Source organism: Planktothrix tepida PCC 9214, from assembly GCF_900009145.1.
In the GTDB taxonomy this organism is placed as follows: Bacteria; Cyanobacteriota; Cyanobacteriia; order Cyanobacteriales; family Microcoleaceae; genus Planktothrix; species Planktothrix tepida.
Genome location: NZ_LN889782.1, coordinates 14,770 through 37,372 on the forward strand (window position 1 = coordinate 14,770; position 22,603 = coordinate 37,372).

The 22,603-nt window shown below is 40.7% G+C and carries 7 protein-coding genes; 4 read left to right on the top strand and 3 right to left on the bottom strand.

Annotated elements, in window-relative coordinates; genetic code table 11:
• The first annotated feature begins 719 nt into the window (after positions 1–719).
• Positions 720–2,171: an aromatic ring-hydroxylating dioxygenase subunit alpha gene (locus PL9214_RS03290; protein WP_072717419.1), complete on the top strand. Its 1,452-nt coding sequence runs from the start codon at positions 720–722 to the stop codon at positions 2,169–2,171.
• Between the two features lie 204 nt (positions 2,172–2,375).
• Here the strand turns inward: PL9214_RS03290 and PL9214_RS03295 are convergent, their stop codons facing one another.
• A complete protein-coding gene (locus PL9214_RS03295; RefSeq protein ID WP_072717420.1) occupies positions 2,376–3,626 on the bottom strand; it encodes a Zn-dependent hydrolase in 1,251 nt (416 codons plus the stop codon).
• Positions 3,627–3,796: 170 nt separating this feature from the next.
• Between PL9214_RS03295 and PL9214_RS03300 the strand changes: the two genes are divergently transcribed.
• Positions 3,797–4,183: an allophanate hydrolase-related protein gene (locus PL9214_RS03300; protein ID WP_072718631.1), complete on the top strand. Its 387-nt coding sequence runs from the start codon at positions 3,797–3,799 to the stop codon at positions 4,181–4,183.
• A gap of 141 nt (positions 4,184–4,324) precedes the next feature.
• Here PL9214_RS03300 and PL9214_RS03305 read toward each other — a convergent pair whose 3' ends face one another.
• Complete coding sequence (locus tag PL9214_RS03305) at positions 4,325–7,918, bottom strand: PAS domain S-box protein (RefSeq protein WP_139294957.1); 3,594 nt, start codon at positions 7,916–7,918, stop codon at positions 4,325–4,327.
• 102 nt (positions 7,919–8,020) lie between these two features.
• Entirely contained in the window at positions 8,021–10,819 is a 2,799-nt protein-coding gene (locus PL9214_RS03310) for a PAS domain S-box protein (RefSeq protein WP_072717422.1), read from the bottom strand.
• 208 nt (positions 10,820–11,027) lie between these two features.
• Between PL9214_RS03310 and PL9214_RS03315 the strand changes: the two genes are divergently transcribed.
• Both PL9214_RS03315 and PL9214_RS03320 read left to right on the top strand, forming a co-directional pair.
• Positions 11,028–12,974 (top strand): filamentous hemagglutinin N-terminal domain-containing protein, encoded by a 1,947-nt coding sequence (locus PL9214_RS03315; RefSeq protein WP_072717423.1) that lies wholly within the window; start codon positions 11,028–11,030, stop codon positions 12,972–12,974.
• 109 nt (positions 12,975–13,083) lie between these two features.
• Complete coding sequence (locus PL9214_RS03320; RefSeq protein WP_439331530.1) at positions 13,084–22,470, top strand: Calx-beta domain-containing protein; 9,387 nt, start codon at positions 13,084–13,086, stop codon at positions 22,468–22,470.
• The last annotated feature ends 133 nt before the right edge of the window (positions 22,471–22,603 follow it).

Genomic DNA, 22,603 nt, shown 5'->3' on the forward strand with positions numbered 1-22,603 from the left:
CAGTAGTGATAGCAAATATACAACTTTACCTCCCGATACCTTAGATTTCATTAACCAAGATAACGATAGTATTGGGATTAACCTTACCACCTCTGATACCCTAACATCAGAAGCCGGAGACACCGGAAATTTCAGCATCGCCTTAACCTCCCAACCCACATCAGACGTTCTGATTACTCTCAGCAACAGTAACCCCCAAGAAGCCAGTTTATCAACCCCTAGCGTGACCTTTAATTCCCAAAATTGGAGTACCCCTCAAGTTGTTACAGTTACCGGAGTTGATGATAATATTCGAGATGGAGATATTGGCTATTCTATTATTAGCAGTGTTGACCCCAGTAGTGATAGCAAATATACAACTTTACCTCCCGATACCTTAGATTTCATTAACCAAGATAACGATAGTATTGGGATTAATCTCACCACATCAGATACCCTAACATCAGAAGCCGGAGACACCGGAAATTTCAGCATCGTCTTAAATTCCCAACCCACATCAGACGTTCTGATTACTCTCAGCAACAGTAACCCCCAAGAAGGAAGTTTATTAACCCCCAGCGTGACCTTTAATTCCCAAAATTGGAGTACCCCTCAAGTTGTTACAGTTACCGGAGTCGATGATAATATTCAAGATGGAGATATTGGCTATTCTATTATTAGCAGTGTTGACCCCAGTAGTGATAGCAAATATACAACTTTACCTCCCGATACCTTNATTTATGACCCCCCTACAACAAAACCTAAACCCCACATTCATCGAACGTCCCCAAACCGAAACTGAACAATTTCAATGGACAAAACAATGGTATCCCGTCGCTGCGGTGGAATTCATTGACCCCACTCGTCCCCATCCCGTGCAATTGTTAGGAAAAGATGTTGTTTTATGGCGGGATGCTTCGGGTCAATGGCGCTGTTTTGCGGATGCTTGTCCCCATCGCCTGGTTCCCTTGTCTGAAGGTCGGGTAGAGTCCGATGGCACACTTCTGTGCGCTTATCATGCTTGGCGGTTCGATGGCGAGGGAAATTGTGTTAGCATTCCCCAATCTCAAGATAGCGAAACGGAAGCGAAACATTGTTCTAACCCGAAATCCTGCGCTGTGGTTTATCCCACCCAAGAACGTCAGGGTTTATTATGGGTTTGGGGAGAATCCGGTTCCGAAGCCCAACAAGAAAGCTTGTTAAAATCCCCTCGTCTGATTCCTGAATTAGAAGAAAATTCAGATCAAATTGTTAAGTTACCTTGGAGTTTTCGGGATATTCCCTACGGTTGGGATTTCTTTATGGAGAATATTTCTGACCCCGCCCATGTTCCGGTTTCCCATCATGGAATTATCGGCAATCGCTACAAAGATGCTAAATATTATGACATGATTTCCTTGCGAAAAATATCGACTCAAGAGGGATTTGCCTTTAAAATTATACCGACTCAACCCCACGTTGTAGAAGCGGTTCATGATTTTCAACCCCCCTGTCATCAGAAAATTTACGCGACTAATGTAGATGGGGGAAAAATGATTTTAGCGTTGTATGCAACTCCCACTCGTCCGGGGTGGTGTCGGACTTTTGGCCGTCAGATTTTAATTAAAAGTAAGCAAGGTAAAACACCGGGCGGGATAGGCTTTTTTGCCCTACCAATGCCCATTTGGTTAAATCATGTTTTAGCTCCCTTATTTATGCACCAAGATTTAGTGTTTTTACACTATCAAGAAAAAATATTAGCCAAACGGAAAAATAAACGCTGGTTAGAGGAAGTTTTTACACCGAATCCCCAGGATAAAATGGTTATTACCTTCCGTCAATGGATTGAAAAACGGGCAGGCGGTGGTATTCCTTGGTCTGAAGAATGTGACCCCCATCTTCCCCTTCCTGAGTTAAATAAACAACAATTATTTGATGTTTGGTCAACCCACACCCAACATTGTCAAGTCTGTCAAAATGCCCTAAAAAATATTAACCGATTAACGGTATTTTCCTATATTATGGCTATCGTTTGTTTTGGGTTGGGTGTTATGGTTGATGCCCGAACCGTTGGGCAATTAACTGCATTTCCGCCGATAGGTTTTTGGGTTTTATTGGGATGTGCGATCGCCTTTGCAACGGCTGGATATTACTTAAAAAAATTCAGTCGTTTATTCTATATTTATGAGTTTGAACATACTCATAATGATTAATTGAATCCGCGATTATAATTTCAAAAACCCTTTAAAATTGTCATCCTGAACGTAGCGAGATTTTTCGCAAACTCAGAATGACAATAAGAAACTGTCATCCTGAATGTAGCGCAGCGAAATGAAGGATCTTTGATAATTTAGCTAGAAAATAGTAAGATTCTTCCCAAGCTCAGAATGACAATAAAAAACTGTCATCGTTCCCTGTTAAGCTGTTCCCTGTTCCCTTTCGATTAATAATAAAGTTTGTAACAATACATTTGCCCCTTGGCTGCATTGTTCAGGGGAAGTATATTCCGCTTCGGAATGACTTACTCCCGCTTGGGAAGGAACAAAAATCATCCCCATATTGGTAATTCTTCCCATTTCTAACGCATCATGTCCCGCACGACTAGGAAGGGATAAATAACTTAATTCTAACTGTTGACAAACGGATTCAATGGTGTTTTGAATTTCCTGTGCTGCTAAAGTTGGTTTAACACTCAATAACGGCGTGATGGAAATTTGGGTATTTGTTGAATTAGCGATCGCTATAATTTTATTTTGCAATTGTGTTAACATTTCTTGTAAACAATTCTGGGATAAATCCCGCATATCAACGGATAATTCAACTTGTCCGGGTATAATATTAACAGCATTCGGGAATACATTAAGATATCCCACCGTTGCAACAGGTTCAGAAGGCATTTTTAACGCAATTTCTTGCACCGCTAAAATTAATTCTGCCGCCGCGACTAACGCATCCTGTCGCATTTCCATCGGTGTTGTTCCAGCGTGATTCGCTTGTCCAAGAATGGTGATTTTTTGGCGTTCCATTCCCACCACTCCCTGAACAATTCCAATCGAAACCTTATTCCGTTCTAAAATTGCTCCTTGTTCAACGTGAAGTTCTAAAAATGCTGCCATATCCTGCCGTGAACGTCTTGCGCTGGCTAACTGTTCCCAATTTCCCCCCACCCGTTTTAAACAGGATTGAATCGACTCTCCGGTTTGAGAACAATAACGCTCTGGGTTATCCAGTAACACCGTTCCCGCCATCGCCTGAGCGCCAATCATGGTACTTTCTTCATCGGTAAACACAATGACTTCTAAAGGATGATGCAGTTTTAGATGATTTTCCTTCAAGGTTTGTGCGACTTCAATACCTGCTAATACCCCTAAAACGCCATCATAGCGTCCTCCTGTTGGCACAGTATCGAGGTGAGAACCCGTTGCTAAAGCGGGAGCCATCTGATTTTGACCCGGATAACGACCGATGAGATTTCCCGCCGCATCGGTTCTCACACTCATTCCCGCTTCTAGCATCCATTGTTTGACAACTTCACGAGCCTGCAAATCTTCCGGGGTAAACGCCAAACGGCGAATACTTCCTGACGGTTGTTGACCCATCTTAGCTAAATCATAAATTCGATGGTGTAGGCGCTCATGATTAATTCTCAGTTCTGTGATCACAGCCATAATTTTTAATTACGAATTACGAATTACGAATTACGAATTGCGAATTGGGAGAAAAAAGTTCATAACTCTTGATTTTTTCAATAGTCTATATTAATAATCGAAATACTGACGGTCAGATAGAAGCTAAAGTTATTGGCCTATTCCCTGTTCCCTGTTCCCTCCTATTATTTATGACTAACAACACGAAACGCCTATTTATTTGTGGTTCTGCTCTCCGGGGCCAACCGGATCATGGTAATTTAGGAAATGCAACATTTGTTAAACCTGCGAAAACCCGTCCTTTGTATCGGTTACACGCGGCGGGAAACGGTTGGCATCCGGCGATTTATGAAGTAGTAGAAGGCGGAATTTCTATTCCGGGGGAAGTGTATGAGATCTCCTTAGAACAATATGAACATCTCCTCTCAACTGAACCCCCAAATCTCTATCCTGGGGATGTGATCTTAGAAGATGGGGAAGTCTTAACAGCAATGCTCTATTCCCGTGAATTAGTCGAACAATATCAATGGCCTGATATTTCTGAGTTGGGCGGTTGGGCGGCTTATAAAAATCTATAGCATTAAGGAACAGTAAGCTGTGAAAGACTTATATTCCATCCTTTAATGTTTGCTACAGATAGTTGATCAGATCAGTAATCACTTTTGTCTATTTCCTTTTCCCTTCTGTTCCCTGTTCCCTGTTCCCTATATGTTGAATTCTTAACCGTAATAGTCGGCTAGTTTAGCGACTTTATGGATTAACGTCATCGGTTCAACGGGTTTCGGGATATGATCGGAAAACCCAGCCCGTAGTGCTTGGTTTCGATTCATTTCCCCCGCATAACTGGTTAATGCCAGCGCTGGAATATTCCCCCCTCGTTCTGGAGGAAGGGTGCGAATTTGACGCAGAAGACTATAACCATCCATTTCCGGCATCCCAATATCACTAATAATCATATCTAGGGGTAAATGCAGGAACACTTGTAATGCTTCATGGGCCGAGGAAACCGTCGTCACCCTCATTCCTTGCTGTTCGAGAATAAACGAAACCATCTCCAAAGAATCCGATTCATCATCAATCACCAAAACCCGTAACCCATGTAAACAAATCGATTCATCACTACCCGAAGGAGAAACTTTAAGTTCAGGATTTACCATCAAAGGCAACCGAACGGTAAAGGTTGCTCCCAGTCCCTCCCCAGCACTTTCTACTGTAATTGTTCCGCCATGGGCTTCAATTAATTGTCGCGCGATCGCTAATCCTAATCCTAACCCCCCAAATTGTCGAGTTGTAGATGTATCTTGCTGACTAAATAACTCAAATAGATAAGGTAAAAAGATCGGGCTAATTCCTTTTCCGGTGTCTTTCACTTGCAGAGTAGCCCAACCTTCCACTTGTTGTAATGTTAGGGTGACTTGTCCTCCTTCCGGGGTAAATTTAATGGCATTAGAGAGCAAATTCCAAATCACTTGTTGTAACCGACTGCTATCTCCTAAAATGGGAGGGATGTCAGTTTCTAAGTGGGTTTCTATCTGAATTAACTTAACTGTTGCGGCTAACTGAACCGTTTCCAACGCCGCCCGAATCGGTTCAATTAAAAAAACAGGCTCTAATTCCAGACTCAACTTTCCTCGCATAATTCGAGAAATATCTAACAAATCATCAATCAATTGCACCTGAAGTTTGGCATTACGTTCAATCGCGGTTAATGCTTTTTGAGTTTGTTCAGGACTATGGGAACGACTTTGTAACAGTTTAGCCCAACCTAAAATTGGATTTAAAGGAGTTCTCAGTTCGTGGGATAAAATAGCCAAGAATTCATCTTTAACTCGATTCGCCGCTTCAGCTTGTTCACGGGCGATTCGTTGACGTTCCAAGGCTTGATCCCGTTCTTCTAAAGCTTGTTTTTGATCATGAATATCTGTTGACGAACCAAACCATTTAATAATCTGTCCTTGGGAGTCTCGCAAAGGGAAAGCTCGTCCTAAATGCCAACGATATTCTCCATCCGCTGCCCGTTTAAAACGATACTCAATCTCATATTTCCCCCCGGTTTGCACCGCTTGCTTCCAAAGTTCTACACAAGGCTGTTGATCATCAGGATGCAGAATCGATTTCCACCCCCAAGCCTGAGACTGTTCAAAGGTCATCCCTGTATAATCGTACCAACGTTGATTATAGTAATCTACAGATCCATCGGGTTGGGCTGTCCAAAAGATTTGAGGCATCGAGTCCGCCAACGTCCGAAAGTTTAACTCACTTTGTTGTAACGCTTCTTCCGCTTGTTTACGCTCTGTGATATCTGTTGAAATACCAATTAAACCAATAATTTCTCCGTTTTCATCTCGATAGGGGGATTTGGTGGAGAGGTGGATGCGCCGACCTTCAGGAAAATCAGCGACTTCTTCAAAACTCTCCACGACTCCAGTTTCAATCACGAGACGATCATTGGCCATAATCCTTTGCGCTTCTGCCAGATTCAGCAGCACCTCAGCATCGGTTTTTCCCACCACCTCCGATTCGGATTTTCTTAACAGCCGTAGGACAGCAGAATTTGCCATCAGAAATTTTCCCTGACGATCTTTCACAAAAATCAACGTTGGGGTCGATTCGTTAATCGCATTGAGAATGGCGGTACTCTCGCGTAATGCGGCGGCAGCTTGCTCCCGTTCGGTGACATCAGCCGTCATCCCCAATAACCTAAGTAGATTTCCCTGATCATCAAAAAAGGCACGACCACTTTCTTCTAAAATCACATTCATACCATCGGGTCGCAAAATCCGATATTGGGTTTTATAAGTGTGATTTTCCGGTGTTAAGGATTTAAGCAAACTTAGAAAAACCCCTCTATCTTCGAGAAAAAGTCTCTGAAAAAACTGTTGTCCGGTGTCTTGTTTGGCTTCCGATACAGGCAGTCCTAATAAGGGTGCACAATGGATAGAACGCTGCACTTGATCGGTTACGGCATCCCATTCAAAAGCAAACATCCGGGCAACTTCCATCCCCAATTGATTCCGTTCCTCGCTTTCCCGTAGGGCTTGCTCCGTCAAATGACGTTCCGTTACATCGGTAATCATCCCCAACGCCCCGATCACGTTTCCTTGGCTATCAATCAAAGGATTTGTGGAGATAATCACCCAGAGAATAGAGCCATCTCGACGGCGAAAGGCAAAATCGTGTTGTTCACTAAGTCCCTTCATCCGTCGGCTAAAGTTCCGCTTCGCTTGCAACGCGGCCGTTTCATCCATGAAGTCATACATACTAGAACCCAGCATTTCGGCTTCGGTATAACCGAGCATATGAGCCATTTTCTGATTCACAAAGGTGGTTTTGGCATCGGTATTGAGAATCCAAATCCCTTCATTAGCTGTTTCTACAATCAGCCGATATAGAGCTTCCCGCTCTGCTAAATCGCTGTAGGCTTTTTCCAGTTGAGCCGTTCGTTCTGCGACTCGTTGTTCCAACTGTTGATTTGCCCGTTGTAAAAAATCTTCGAGTTGTTTCCGTTCAGTAATATCCTTATGGGAACCCGCCATCCGAATCACAGTTCCCGTTTCATCTCGACGGGCTTTTCCCCGATCCAAAATCCATTTATAGGAGCCATCTTTGCACAGAACTCGATGTTCACTGATATAAAATGGAGTTTTTCCTTGAAAATGATCTTGCAAAAGTTGAGTTACCGAGGGCAAATCTTCTGGATGGACTCGATTTGCCCATTCATTAATATGATTGCTAATCTCATCTTCGGCATAACCTAACATCGTTTTCCATCGGGTTGAGAAAAACACTTCATTGGTGAGTACATCCCAATCCCACACCCCATCATTTGTGCCTTCTAAAGCTAACTTTAACCGCTCTTCACTTTGTCGTAAAGCAGCTTCTAACCCTCGATGTTCCTGTTCTATGCGTTTGTGTTCACTAATATCTCGTCCCACACCATAAATTAACTGGGTTTCCACAATGGGAAATGCTGTCCAAGCCAGCCATTTATAAGACCCATCTTGACAACGGTAGCGATTTTCAAAATAAGTCGTTGCTGTTCCTTGCCGAAGTTTCTCAACCTGAAGTTGAGTTGAAGGGTGGTCATCGGGGTGGATAAATTCGATGAAAGGACGAGTAAGTAACTCCTCAGTATATCCTAGGGTGGTTTTGAATGCCGGGTTGATCCGTTTAAAATAACCATCTAATCCGAGAATACAGAGTAAATCGAGGGAGAGATTAAAAAAATCCGTTGCTTCATCTGGTGTAATAAACTCTGAATAGGCCGGGGATACGGGGGTGTCTGGAGCCTCAGATGTTTCTGAAACGTTCATAGGATCAGTTTGTTTGGACACTTAGGATCAAGTCAGGAATCGTTATCGGATTGAGATTGTTATTTGATTTTAACTCCGGTTTCGAGAGTTGGTTGTGAGTTTTCAACGGTTAGCACCTCTGACAACCCTTGAAATCATCAGGGCTAAGGCCAACGGATCAACGGGTTTCGGAAGATGCTGCTCAAAACCAACAGCCAGAGCTTGTTTGCGATCTTCGGCACTCGCATAGGCGGTTAAAGCGATCGCCCGAATCTGTCCCCCAGCCTCTGGCGGTAGGGTTCTCACCGTTTCAATTAAGGCATAACCATTGATTTCCGGCATTCCCAAATCACTCACTAACACATCAAAGGAAAATTTCTGGAGGCATTCTAAAGCCTCTAAAGCCGTTTCCACCACCGTTACCGTTGCCCCATATTCTTGTAAGGTGACTTGAATTAACTTTCTTGTGTCTGCTTCATCTTCCACCACTAACACTCGCAAACCTGATAACAAAACTTGAGATGTTGTTAATTCAACCTGAGAAACCTGATCTCCAGACGTCGGAACTTTCAAGGATTCGGGTTCTAGTAACGGTAACTTCACCGTAAAAGTTGCCCCTTGTCCTAAACCCGGACTTTCAGCTTGTACCTGACCTCCGTGCATTTCCACCAAATGACGAACAATGGCTAATCCTAATCCTAATCCCCCATGAAGTCGGGTGGTGGAACCATCGGCTTGCCGAAAACGCTCAAACACAAAAGGTAGAAACTCAGGACTAATGCCACACCCGTTATCAATGACTTGAATCTGAACCCAGGACATCGAAGTTGTGTCTTCTAAATTCTCCTCAACTCTCGACACCTTCACGGTGATCTGTCCTTCCGACGGGGTAAATTTAACCGCGTTGGAGAGTAAATTCCAGACAATTTGCTGCAAACGATTGATATCTCCAAAAACCGATGCTGTGGTTGCCGTTTCCCAAACCGTGATAATCTCAACCCCTTTAGCAATGGCAGTGGAACGCACCATTTCAAGGGCTTCTTCAACCATCGGCATGATTTTAATGGAATAACAATTCAGGCAAAGTTTACCCTGAATAATCCGCGACACATCTAAAATATCTTCAATCAGTTGATTGAGTAATTTTGTATTCCGTTCAATGGTTTCTAAGGCACGGGTGATCACAGCCGAGTCTAACCGACGGGTGCGGAGTAAATTGGCCCATCCTATAATGGCATTCATCGGTGTCCGCAATTCATGGGAGAGGGTCGCTAAAAAATCATCCTTAATTTGATTGGCGGTTTCAGCTTCGGCCCTAGCTGCCTGTTCCCGCGCTAAGAGTTTTTCTCGTTCGGCGGTGGCTAACTTCTGTTCATGAATATCCGTTGCGGTTCCATACCATTTAACAATATTTCCCTGTTGATCTCGTACCGGGACACCTCGACTTAAATACCAGCGAAATTCTCCATCAAACCGCATCAGGCGGTGTTCACATTCATAGATTTGTCCAGTTTGCACCGATTGTTGCCAAACGTCTACGGTGCGTTGCTGATCTTCTGGATGAAGAACCGGTTGCCATCCCCATCCTTGACCGTCAGTTTGAGTGATGCCACTAAATTCTGCCCATCGTTGATTATAGTAATCGACGGAACCATCAGCATTCGCACTCCAGACAATTTGGGGCATAGATTCTGCTAAATTTCGGAAGCGTTCTTCACTTTCGCGTAAGGCGGCTTCTGTTTGTTTACGTTCGGTAATATCCAGGAAATAAACAGATAATCCCTGAGTTGAAGGATATAAACGCACTGCAAACCAGCGACCAAATAAGGAATAAAACTCTTCATATTCGATGGGAATTTGTTCGGTTAAAGCTTGATGGAAATAAGTATAAGTGGGAGATACAATTAACTCAGGAAATACCTCCCAGAGGTTGTGACCAATTAGCTCCGCCGCCGATTTGCCTAAAAGTTCCTCTGCCTTAGCGTTAACAAAGGTATAACACCAACGATGATCAAGACTGACAAAACCATCGGTAATACTTTTAAAAATATTAGTAATTTGACGATTTTTGGCTTCTAAAAATTCTTCAAACCGTTTGCGATCGGTAATATCGTAAGTAATCCCCAAAACTTGATCCACTTCCCCTTCAGCATTGAGAACGGGAACATAATTAACAATTGTGGTGTAGCTTCCTAAGTCAGAAGCAGTTTTAGTCACCTCTAACTTTTGAATCCTGCGAGTTGCGATCGCTTTTTTGAGAGTAGGTACATAGGTTTGAGTGAGTTCTACCGGAAATACATCCTCATCTTGATAACCGATCAGTTCTTCCCAGGACTTCCCACTGCGACGAATTCCTTCTGCATTCACAAACTGAAATCGTCGTTGAGCATCATAAATCACTAAGGTATTGGGAATACTATCGAGTGCCATCCGAAATTGTTCTTCATGATCCCGAAGGGTTTGTAACGCCGGATTTTGCTTATTGGTTTCTTGGGGGTGTACCCGTTCGGTAAAGGTTGTAACCACCGCCGATGGAGACCTTTCCCCCCCTTGAAACAAAGGTTGAGTGTTGAGCAACAACTCAATCAACTCGCCATCGGGTTTACGACAATAGACAATCACATTCAAACAAGGTCGTCCGGTTGCCAATGTGAGGTAAACTGGGCAAGACTCTACTGGAATCGGAGATCCAGCTTGATCTAGGAATATCCAGGGAGATTCAATCGGGTTGATCATCCTTTGAATGGGATATCCGAGAATCTTTTCCGCCGTTAGATTACAGCTTTGAATCTGACCCTGAGCATTTTGAAGGATCATCCCCATGTCACCCTCAGTTCGGGAATGAGGTTCGGGTTTTAAATAGGGTTCTTGTTGTAACGGTGTATAGCTCAATCGGGATTCAGACTGTTTGGAATTCTGCATTATAACAATCCGATTGGAAGTTTTAAGTAATCATTCCTTTCGTCGAAATGAAATTTCTGACGAGAGCAAATTTCCTGTCTTAGGGGGGATGTCATTCAAAAATTATAATATGAGCAATGGCTTTTTGGGATTCACCGTACTGTATTCTTGATAGGTTAAGATTCCTCACAGGCTGACTCTGGTTTTATAGGATTAATTTAGAGCCCCCATGATAAAAACATCCCCTTTGCCTTTATTCTTTGTATGTTTAGGGACTCCCTTAATTCTTTTAATGGAATCTTCTACTGTTGGGGCACAATCAGTGATTTCGGCTGCTGATGGTACAGGAACTCTGGTGACACCAATAACCCATCCCGGCGGTTCCCCCATGCAAATGAATATTACAGGCGGAAAAGTTTCTGGGGATGGAGTTAATTTATTTCATAGTTTTCAACAATTTAATATCCCTCAAAATCAAGTTGTTAATTTTATTACCACTCCCAACATTCACAATATTTTAGGACGAATTAACGGGGGAAGTCCTTCTTTTATTGATGGGTTAATTCAAGTTAGCGGAGGAAATGCTAATTTATTCTTAATGAATCCGTCGGGAATGATTTTTGGTTCCCAGGCGCGTTTAGATGTTCCTGCTGCTTTTTTAGCAACAACCGCCGATGGAATTGGTTTTAATTCAGGAAGTTGGTTTAATGCGATTGGAGATGCAGATTGGAGTCAATTAGTCGGAAATCCTAACGCTTTTCAATTTAACGCTTCTCAACCCGGAAGTATCATTAATTTAGGTCAATTAGAAGTTAAGCCTGGGCAAGATTTAACCTTACTTGCGGGAACAATTGTCAATACAGGTTCCCTGGAAGGCGGCACAATTTTACTACAAACTGTACCTGGAGAACATTTAGTTCGTTTGAGTCAAACGGGTTATTTACTGAGTTTAGAAATTAGTCCCAACAGTGATATTAACTCATTAGCGATCGCTCCTTTATCTCTTCCCCAACTATTAACAGGTTCAGGTATAAAAGAAGCAACAAACTTAAGTATTAATCAAGCTGGAGATATTGTTTTAACACAAGGGAAACAGGTACAACCGGGTGATATTGTCCTATTAAATACAATAGCAACCGCAGAAAATACCATCCTCAACGCTCATCAAAATTTAACCTTAATTGAAAGCCAACTGTTCACAACAGCCGACTTAAATCTATTAGCTGGAAATATAGTCACCATTCGGGATGGTCAAACCCCCTTTCAAGCCTTATCTGGGGGAAATCTAACGATTCAAGGAAATCAAACTATTGATATATTAGCTTTAAATTTTCCTCAAATTCCCCTACAAGCGGGAGGAAATTTAACCTTAATCAGTGATGGCATCATTTCAGGAGATGCTCATTTTGCAGCCGGAGGGAACTTTCAAATCTTGAATTTATCGGGAACGGTCGGAACCTTTTTTAGTCTTTATGACCCGATTATTTATGCGGATGGAAACGTCATTTTTGGAGATTATAGCGGAGCGTCCTTAAAGATAGAAGCTCAAGGTTCAATTCAGGGCGGAGATATTAATATTACCCAAGGGGATACTGAGGTCAATACCAGTGATGTTGATGCCGAAATTTTAAGGAGTAGTCCCAGTTTAATCTTACGTTCAGGACAAACCTTAACAACTTCCCCCACTCTCCAGGAAAATACCACCATTAACGATACCTTTTTTATTAATTCTACTCAAAACTTAGGCAATAATATCTCAGTCGGAAATATTACCACCGCCGGAGGGCCTGTTATTCTAAAATCCCCTGGACAAATTGCTGTTGATTCCATTTTTACGTCCGGTGGAGATATTACCTTAGAAAGTATTGGAAATATTGCCTCATCGGGAACATTATTTTCTAGTGGCGGTAATATTTTGATCAGCACAGATAATTTATTTCGAGTGCAAGAAACGGTTACGGACTCCACCGGAACAAACGTGAGTATTTCCTCTGCGGGAGAGAATCGGGATGGTAATATTACGATTCAACATGGAGGGGGTATAGAGACACCTTTTATTATTGGAGATGCGAGTCAAAATGGAACGGCTGGAGCGATTAAAACCGGTTCAGAAACTTTACTATTAACCTTTCCATTGGTTTTGAGTTTTCAGAATAATGTCTATATTAGTAGTTAAGTTATTTCGGTTCAATCATTAAAAAATTTATGACCNTTATAATATCGATAATCCTGGGGATATTGTAACAGAATTAGCAGGTGAAGGAATCGACTTAGTTCAATCTTCTATTAGCTATACTTTACCTACGGAAGTAGAAAATCTCACCTTAACCGGAACAGCAACCCTTAACGGTACAGGTAATAGTTTAGATAATAGTATTATCGGGAATATTGCTAATAATATTCTCGATGGAAGTAGCGGAGCCGACCTACTCCAAGGTCAGGCAGGAAACGATACTTATAATGTCGATAATCCTGGGGATATTGTCACAGAATTAGCAGGTGAAGGGACAGATGTAGTTCAATCTTCGATTACCTATACGTTACCTACAGAAGTAGAAAACCTCACCTTAACAGGAACAGCCACCATTGATGGTACAGGAAATAGTTTAGCTAATAGTATTATCGGAAATACCGCTAATAATCTTCTCGATGGTAGTAGCGGAGCCGACCTACTGCAAGGGCAGCTAGGAAACGATACATACATTGTTGATAATTCTGGGGATATTGTCACAGAATTAGCGGGAGAAGGAACGGATTTAGTTCAATCTTCTGTTACCTCTACTTTACCCGCCAATGTAGAGAATCTCACCTTGACAGGAACAGCAGCTATTAATGGTATAGGAAATAATTTACCTAATATTATTACAGGCAATATTGCTAATAATATTCTCGATGGGAAAGCAGGAAATGACACTTATGTTGTGGATACTTCTGATGATATTGTTATAGAATCAGCAGGAGAAGGAACGGATTTAGTTCAATCTTCTGTGACTTATACCTTACCTGATCATGTAGAAAACCTCACCTTAACAGGAACAGCAGAGCTTAATGGTACAGGAAATAGTTTAGCGAATAGTATTATCGGAAATAGTGCTAATAATATTCTCGATGGGAGTAGCGGAGTCGATCAACTCCAAGGCAAGGCAGGAAACGATACATACATTGTCGATAATTCTGATGATATTATTACAGAATCAGCTTCAGAAGGAACAGATTTAGTTCAATCTTCTGTGACTTATACCTTATCCGATAACGTGGAAAACCTGACCTTAACAGGAAGTGGTACAATTAACGGTACAGGAAATAGTTTAGCGAATAGTATTATCGGAAATACCGCTAATAATACTCTCGATGGCAGTAGCGGAGCCGACCAACTCCAAGGTCAGACAGGAAACGATACTTATGATGTTGATAATACTGGGGATATTGTAACAGAATTAGCGGGAGAAGGAATCGACTTAGTGCAATCTTCTGTTACCTATACTTTACCAGCCAACGTAGAAAACCTCACCTTAACAGGCACAGCCGCCATTGATGGTACAGGTAATAGTTTAAATAATATTATTATCGGAAATATTGCTAATAATATCCTCGATGGCGGTAGCGGAGCCGACCCACTCCAAGGGAAGACAGGAAACGATACATACATTGTCGATAATCCTGGGGATATTGTCACAGAATTAGCAGGTGAAGGAATCGACTTAGTGCAATCTTCGATTACCTATACCTTACCCGATCACGTCGAAAACCTCACCTTAACAGGAACAGCAGTGCTTAATGGTACGGGTAATAGTTTAGGGAATAGTATTATCGGAAATACTGCTAATAATATTCTCAATGGCAGTAGCGGAGCCGACTCATTGCAAGGGAAAGCCGGAAACGATACATATATTGTCGATAATTCTGATGATATTATTACCGAATTAGCGAGTGAAGGAACGGATTTAGTTAAATCTTCTACGACTTACACCTTATCGGATAACGTAGAAAACCTCACCTTAACAGGAACAGCAGCACTTAATGGTACAGGAAATAGTTTAGCCAATAGTATTATCGGAAATCCTGCTAATAATATTCTCGATGGCAGTAGCGGAGCCGACCTACTCCAAGGTCAGACGGGAGACGATACTTATAATGTCGATAATACTGGAGATATTGTCACAGAATTAGCGGGAGAAGGAAACGACTTAGTACAATCTTCGATTACCTATACCTTACCTGATAACGTAGAAAACCTTACCTTAACAGGAACAGCAGCCATTAATGGGATAGGAAATAGTTTAGCCAATAGTATTATCGGAAATAGCGGTAATAATATTCTCGATGGCGGTAGCGGAGCCGACCCACTCCAAGGCAAGACAGGAAACGATACATACATTATCGATAATCCTGATGATATTGTAACAGAATTAGCAGGAGAAGGAACAGATTTAGTACAATCTTCAATTACCTATACCTTACCCGATCATGTAGAAAACCTCACCTTAACAGGAACAGCAGCCCTGAATGGTACAGGTAATAGTTTAAATAATATTATTACCGGAAATACTGCTAATAATCTCCTTTATGGGGAGACAGGAAATGATACATACATTGTCGATAATCCTGGGGATATTGTAACAGAATTAGTGGCAGAAGGCACAGATTTAGTTAAATCTTCTGTTACCTATACCTTACCCGATAACGTAGAAAACCTCACCTTAACAGGAACAGCAGCCCTGAATGGTACAGGTAATAGTTTAAATAATAGTATTATCGGAAATAGTGCTAATAATATTCTCAATGGAAATACCGGAGCCGACGCACTGCAAGGGAAAGCAGGAAACGATATATACATTGTCGATAATATTGGAGATATTGTCACAGAATCAACGGGAGAAGGAACAGATTTAGTTCAATCTTCTGTTACCTATACTTTACCTACGGAAGTAGAAAACCTCACCTTAACAGGCACAGCAGCGCTTAATGGAATAGGAAATAGTTTAAATAATAGTATTATCGGAAATAGTGCTAATAATATTCTTGATGGTAGTAGCGGCGCAGACCCCCTCCAAGGAAAGGCTGGAAACGATACTTATATTGTCGATAATATTGGGGATATTGTCACAGAATCAGCTTCCGAAGGAACGGATTTAGTTAAATCTTCTGTGACTTATACTTTACCCACCAACGTAGAGAATCTCACCTTAACAGGAACAGCATCTGTTAATGGCATAGGAAATGGTTTAAATAATATTATTACCGGAAATATTGCTAATAATATTCTCGATGGGAAAGCCGGAAACGATACTTATATTGTCGATAACCCTGGGGATACTGTTACAGAATTAGCTTCAGAAGGAACAGATTTAGTTCAATCTTCTGTGACTTATACCTTACCTGCGGAAGTAGAAAACCTCACCTTAACAGGAACAGCAGCCCTTAACGGTACAGGGAATAGTTTAAATAATATTATTATCGGAAATACTGCTAATAATATTCTCAATGGAAATACCGGAGCCGACCCACTGCAAGGAAAGGCAGGAAATGATACTTATATTGTCGATAATATTGGGGATACTGTCACAGAATTAGCTTCAGAAGGCACTGATATTGTTCAATCTTCTGTTACCTATACTTTACCCGCCAACGTAGAAAACCTCACCTTAACAGGCACAGCAGCCATTAACGGAACAGGAAATAGTTTAGCGAATAGTATTATCGGAAATACCGCTAATAATATTCTCAATGGAAATACCGGAGCCGACCCACTGCAAGGGAAAGCAGGAAACGATACATACATTGTCGATAATATTGGAGATATTGTAACAGAATTAACAGGAGAAGGAACAGATTTAGTTCAATCTTCGATTACCTATACTTTACCCGCCAATGTAGAAAACCTCACCTTAACAGGAAGTGCTGCAATTAATGGAACAGGGAATAGTTTAGCGAATAGTATTATCGGAAATACCGCTAATAATATTCTCAATGGAAATACCGGAGCCGACTCATTTCAAGGGAAAGCAGGAAACGATACATACATTGTCGATAATACTGGGGATATTGTAACAGAATTAGCGGGTGAAGGAACAGATTTAGTTCAATCTTCTGTGACTTATACCTTACCTGACAACGTGGAAAACCTCACCTTAACAGGAAGTGCTGCGAACGGTACAGGGAATAGTTTAGTGAATAACATTATAGGCAATAGTATTAATAATATTCTCAATGGCAGTAGTGGAGCCGACCTACTGGAAGGGAAAGCAGGAAACGATACATATATTGTCGATAATACTGGGGATACTGTGACAGAATTAGCAGGTGAAGGAGACGACTTAGTTCAATCTTCTGTTAGCTATACTTTACCGACAAATGTAGAAAACTTAACCTTAACAGGAAGTGCTGCGATTAACGGTACAGGCAATAATTTAGCTAATATTATTACAGGAAATAGTGTTAATAATATTCTCGATGGGAATGCAGGAAATGATACATACATTGTCGATAATCCTGGGGATATTGTAACAGAATTAGCAGGTGAAGGAACGGATTTAGTTCAATCTTCGATTACTTATACTTTACCCGATAACGTAGAAAACCTCACCTTAACAGGAACAGCAGCCATTAACGGTACAGGGAATAGTTTAGTGAATAGTATTATCGGAAATACCGCTAATAATATTCTCAATGGCAGTAGCGGAGCCGACCCACTCCAAGGAAAGGCAGGAAATGATACATACATTGTTGATAATATTGGAGATATTGTAACAGAATTAGCTTCAGAAGGAACGGATTTAGTTCAATCTTCGATTACTTACACTTTACCGACAAATGTGGAAAATCTCACCTTAACAGGCACATCAGCCATTAATGGCACAGGAAATAATTTAGATAATATTATTACAGGTAATAGTGTTAATAACATTCTCAATGGCCAGGCAGGAAATGATACATACATTATTAATAATACTGGGGATACTGTAACAGAATTAGCAAATGAAGGAACGGATATTGTTCAATCTTCTGCTACTTATATTTTACCTGCCAATGTAGAAAATCTCACCTTAACTGGAACAGCAACAATTAATGGCACAGGAAATACTTTACCGAATACGATTATCGGTAATAGTGCTAATAATATCCTCAAAGGAAGTAGCGGAGCCGACCAACTGCAAGGGAAAGCCGGAAACGATACTTATATTATCGATAACGCAGGGGATATTGTGACAGAATTAGCAGGTGAAGGCACGGATATCGTTCAATCTTTGGTCAATTATACTTTACCCGCACAAGTCGAAACCCTAATCTTAGTTGAAACAGCTACAAATGGAACAGGAAATACTTTAGGAAATACAATTACAGGAAATGCGATTAGTAATACCCTTCAGGGTCAGGAGGGAAATGATACTCTTAATGGTGGGGGTGGAAATGATACTCTGACAGGAGGTACGGGTGCTGATCAATTTGTTTATGATACTAATATTGCTTTTTCAAGTTCTGGGGTGGGTATTGATACAATTACGGATTTTAATATCTCCCAAACTGATCAAATTGTTTTAGATAAAAACACCTTTAACACNATTGACCTCAGTAGTGATAGCAAATATACAACTTTACCTCCCGATACCTTAGATTTCATTAACCAAGATAACGATAGTATTGGGATTAATCTCACCACATCAGATACCCTAACATCAGAAGCCGGAGACACCGGAAATTTCAGCATCGTCTTAAATTCCCAACCCACATCAGACGTTCTGATTACTCTCAGCAACAGTAACCCCCAAGAAGGAAGTTTATCAACCCCCAGCGTGACCTTTAATTCCCAAAATTGGAGTACCCCTCAACTCGTTACCGTTACCGGAGTCGATGATAATATTCAAGATGGAGATATTAACTATTCTATTATTAGCAGTATTGACCCCAGTAGCGATCGCCAATATATTAATTTACCCCCCGACACCCTCAATTTCATTAACCAAGATAACGATAGTATTGGGATTAATATTAATCCGATTAGTGGTTTAACTACAACAGAAGCAGGAGGGATAGCTACCTTTGATGTGGTGTTGAATTCTCAACCTACTGCGGATGTGATTCTAAATTTAAATAGTAGTAACCCCAAGGAAGGAACCCTATCAACTTCTTTATTAACCTTTAATTCGAGTAACTGGAATCTTCCTCAAACTTTTACCCTAACCGGGATAGATGACTTAGGAGTTGATGGGGATATTATTTATCAGATTATTACCGCAGCTATCCAGAGTAATGATATTAATTATAATAATCTCAATCCCGATGATATTACTGTTACAAATCTCGATAATGATACCCCCTTAACCTATAATTTTAGTGCAGCTAGTTATACTGTCCCGGAAGGGAATAGTTCTACTATTTCTGAAGTAATTAAAATTAACCGTAGCGGGAATATTAATCAAGCAGAAACCGTTACCCTCAGCATTACAGGGGGAACTGCTACCCCAGAAAATGATTATTTAATTGAAAGTTTAACCGTTAACTTTGCTGCGGGTCAAACCCAAGCATTTTTACCCGTCGAAATCTTAGGCGATACCACCCCCGAACCCGATGAAACCATTAATTTGCAACTCTCTAGTTTTAGTGCTGGCGGTATAACCGGAACCCAACCCACCACAACCTTAACGCTGCAAAATGATGATAATTCTCCGGAAACAATTGAGTTTTATCAAGGGAATTATCAAGTGAATGAAGATAGCACAATTATTAATAATCAAATTACCTTAAATCGTACCGGAAACCTCTCTCAAGCATCCTCCCTAGAAGTACAACTTAACACGGGAACTGCTGTCGCTGGAGAAGACTTTATTGCTACACCCATTTCCGTTAATTTTGTGGCGAATGAATCCTCAAAAACAATTCTAATTCCGATTACCGATGATAACCTCATTGAAGACTCAGAAAACCTAACCTTAACTTTAAATAACCCTAGTGAGGGAACCCTTCTTGGAAGCCAAACCACCGCCACTTTAGAAATTATTGATAACGACCAACAAGCGCAACCCACGATTCTTATTAACCCTACCCAAATTTCAGCAACTGAAGGCGGAGTCACCGGAAATTATACCCTTGTTCTCAATAGTATTCCCACAGAACCTGTTACCCTAAAATTTAATACCGATAATCAAATTAATCCACTCGAACCTATAACGTTTAATAAAACTAACTGGAATATCCCCCAAACCATTACCATAACCGCAACAGATGATAACTTACTAGAAGGGAATCACCTCAGTTTAATTCGTCATAGTATTGAAACGACAGATGAACAATATTCTAATGTATCCGTTCCCGATGTCAATGTTAATATTACCGATAATGATTCCGCCGGAATTTCTATTTCTCCCTTAGTGATTACCGCTACAGAAGGCGGTGTACCAGGAACTTTTCAAGTAGTATTAACAACACAACCCACCTCACCTGTTACCCTAAAATTTAACTCAGGAGAGCAACTGCAACCTTTATCAGAAATTACTTTTAATTCTAATAACTGGAATCAACCCCAAATCGTTACCGTCCAAGCCAGCGATGATAACTTAATTGAAAATCTGCATCAAGCAACCATTACTTCTACCGTTACCAGTTCCGATACTAGCTATAACGAGTTAGAAACCAATCCAATTACAGTTGAAATCACTGATAATGATACGGCTGGAGTCTCAATTAATCCCAATAATTTAGACCTTATAGAAGGTGAGAAAAACCAAACCTATAATATTGTATTAACAACACAACCCACCTCAACTGTCACCCTAAAATTTAACTCAGGAGAGCAACTTCAACCTTTATCAGAAATCACCTTTAATCCTGAAAATTGGAATCAACCCCAAACGATTACAGTAGAAGCCATTGATGATCAAGAATTTAAGGGAAATCGTATCGCTACAGTTACACACACAGCAACCAGTTCAGATCTCAACTATAATGGGTTAAATATTAGTAATATTAACGTTAAAATCACCGATAATGATTCACTTCCTGCGATAAAAATAAGTCCCAAAACACTCGTCGTAACAGAAGAAGGAAATAACAGTACCTACCAAATTAGTTTAACCGCAGAACCTATCGCACCAGTTACGATTAATATTGAAACCCAAGACCAACTCCAACCGATTTCATCCATTACTTTTGATAGTAATAATTGGACAATTCCCCAAACCATTGAAGTCGCCGCCGTTGATGATGAGATTACGGAATCTGAGTTGATTACCACAATTCGTCATCGCATCACCACGACCGATCCAGAGTATGCTAAGGTAGCACCTACTGAAGTCTCCACCATTGTTAAGGATAATGACTCCGCCTCTGTCCAAATTACCCAAACCGATAAGAGTACCGATGTCAGCGAAGACGGACTTACAGATACCTATACCCTCGTTCTCAATAGTGAACCGACGGCTAATGTCACCGTTACCATTACCCCCGATAGCCAAACCAACTTAGGTAACGGAGAAGATAACCCAATCAAACTCACTTTCACTTCACAAAACTGGAATTTACCCCAAAAGGTGACGGTCAGTGCGGTGAATGATGAAGACATAGAAGATAAAATTCATACGAGTACCCTAGTTCATACAGTTAATAGTTCCGATAACAATTATCAAAACGCAGTTCCGATTATTATTAATGGTGTTAATAGTCAATTTCTCACCGTTAATATTACTGAAAATGATAATCCTTTACCTCCAGATATACCGGGAATTAAGATTCTTCAACCTTTAAGAAAGACTGAACTTTGGGAAAGGCTTGGTTCAGCTAATTATAAAGTTGTGTTAGCCAGTGAACCTACCGATAATGTCGAAGTTAATCTCTCTTCAAATGGACAAGTAAACCCAGATCAATCTATCTTATTTTTTACGCCTAAAAATTGGAATATTCCTCAACTTGTTACGATTAATTCCATCGATGATACCTTAAATGAAGGTGAGCATACAGGAATTATAACCCATGAAGCCATCAGTGCTGATAGTCGTTATCAAGGATTATCAACAGGGAATGAAATTGTTATTCATGATAACGATAATATTGGGGATATTCTGAATTTAATAGAACCCGATTCTGTGGGAGTCAGTGGTAGAGATGATCAAGTGCAAGGTTCACCCTTAGATGATGTTATCTATGGACGAGGCGGAAATGATGACTTAGCGGGAAAAGAGGGGAATGATGTTATTTTAGGCCAAAAAAATATTGATATTTTATTTGGAGACGAAGGAAATGATGTTTTATTGGGGGGTGAAGGAAATGATTTTATCTTTGGAGGAATTGGAGATGATATTCTATTTGGGGGGTCAGGAGATGACCGTTTAGAAGGAGAAGAAGGGAATGATCAACTGTTGGGAGACTTTGGAAATGATCGCTTAGATGGAGGTAAAGGGATTGATAGTTTAACCGGTTTTTCGGGAAATGATGTTTTTGTTATTGACGAAGATAGCAGCAATGATAATCTCAATTTTGTGGATATTATTACTGATTTTAAACCAACGGAAGATAAAATTGAATTACCGTCTGGTTTAACTTTTGAACAGTTAAAAATTACTCAAGGAACAAATGAATGGAATCAAGATACGGTCATCCAACTTAAGTCTAATGGAAACTATCTCCTAATTTTACAAAAAATTGCAGCTACGAATTTGGATAGTGGAGATTTTATTTAAACGATTTGAATGATACAGTATAGGGTGTCAGCGATCGCACGCACACCTGCTAATATTTTTTAGATTATCCTAAACTTTTGAATGTTACCCCTCACCTAAATTGTCAGGAAATGTTAAACTGTTGAACTAACCC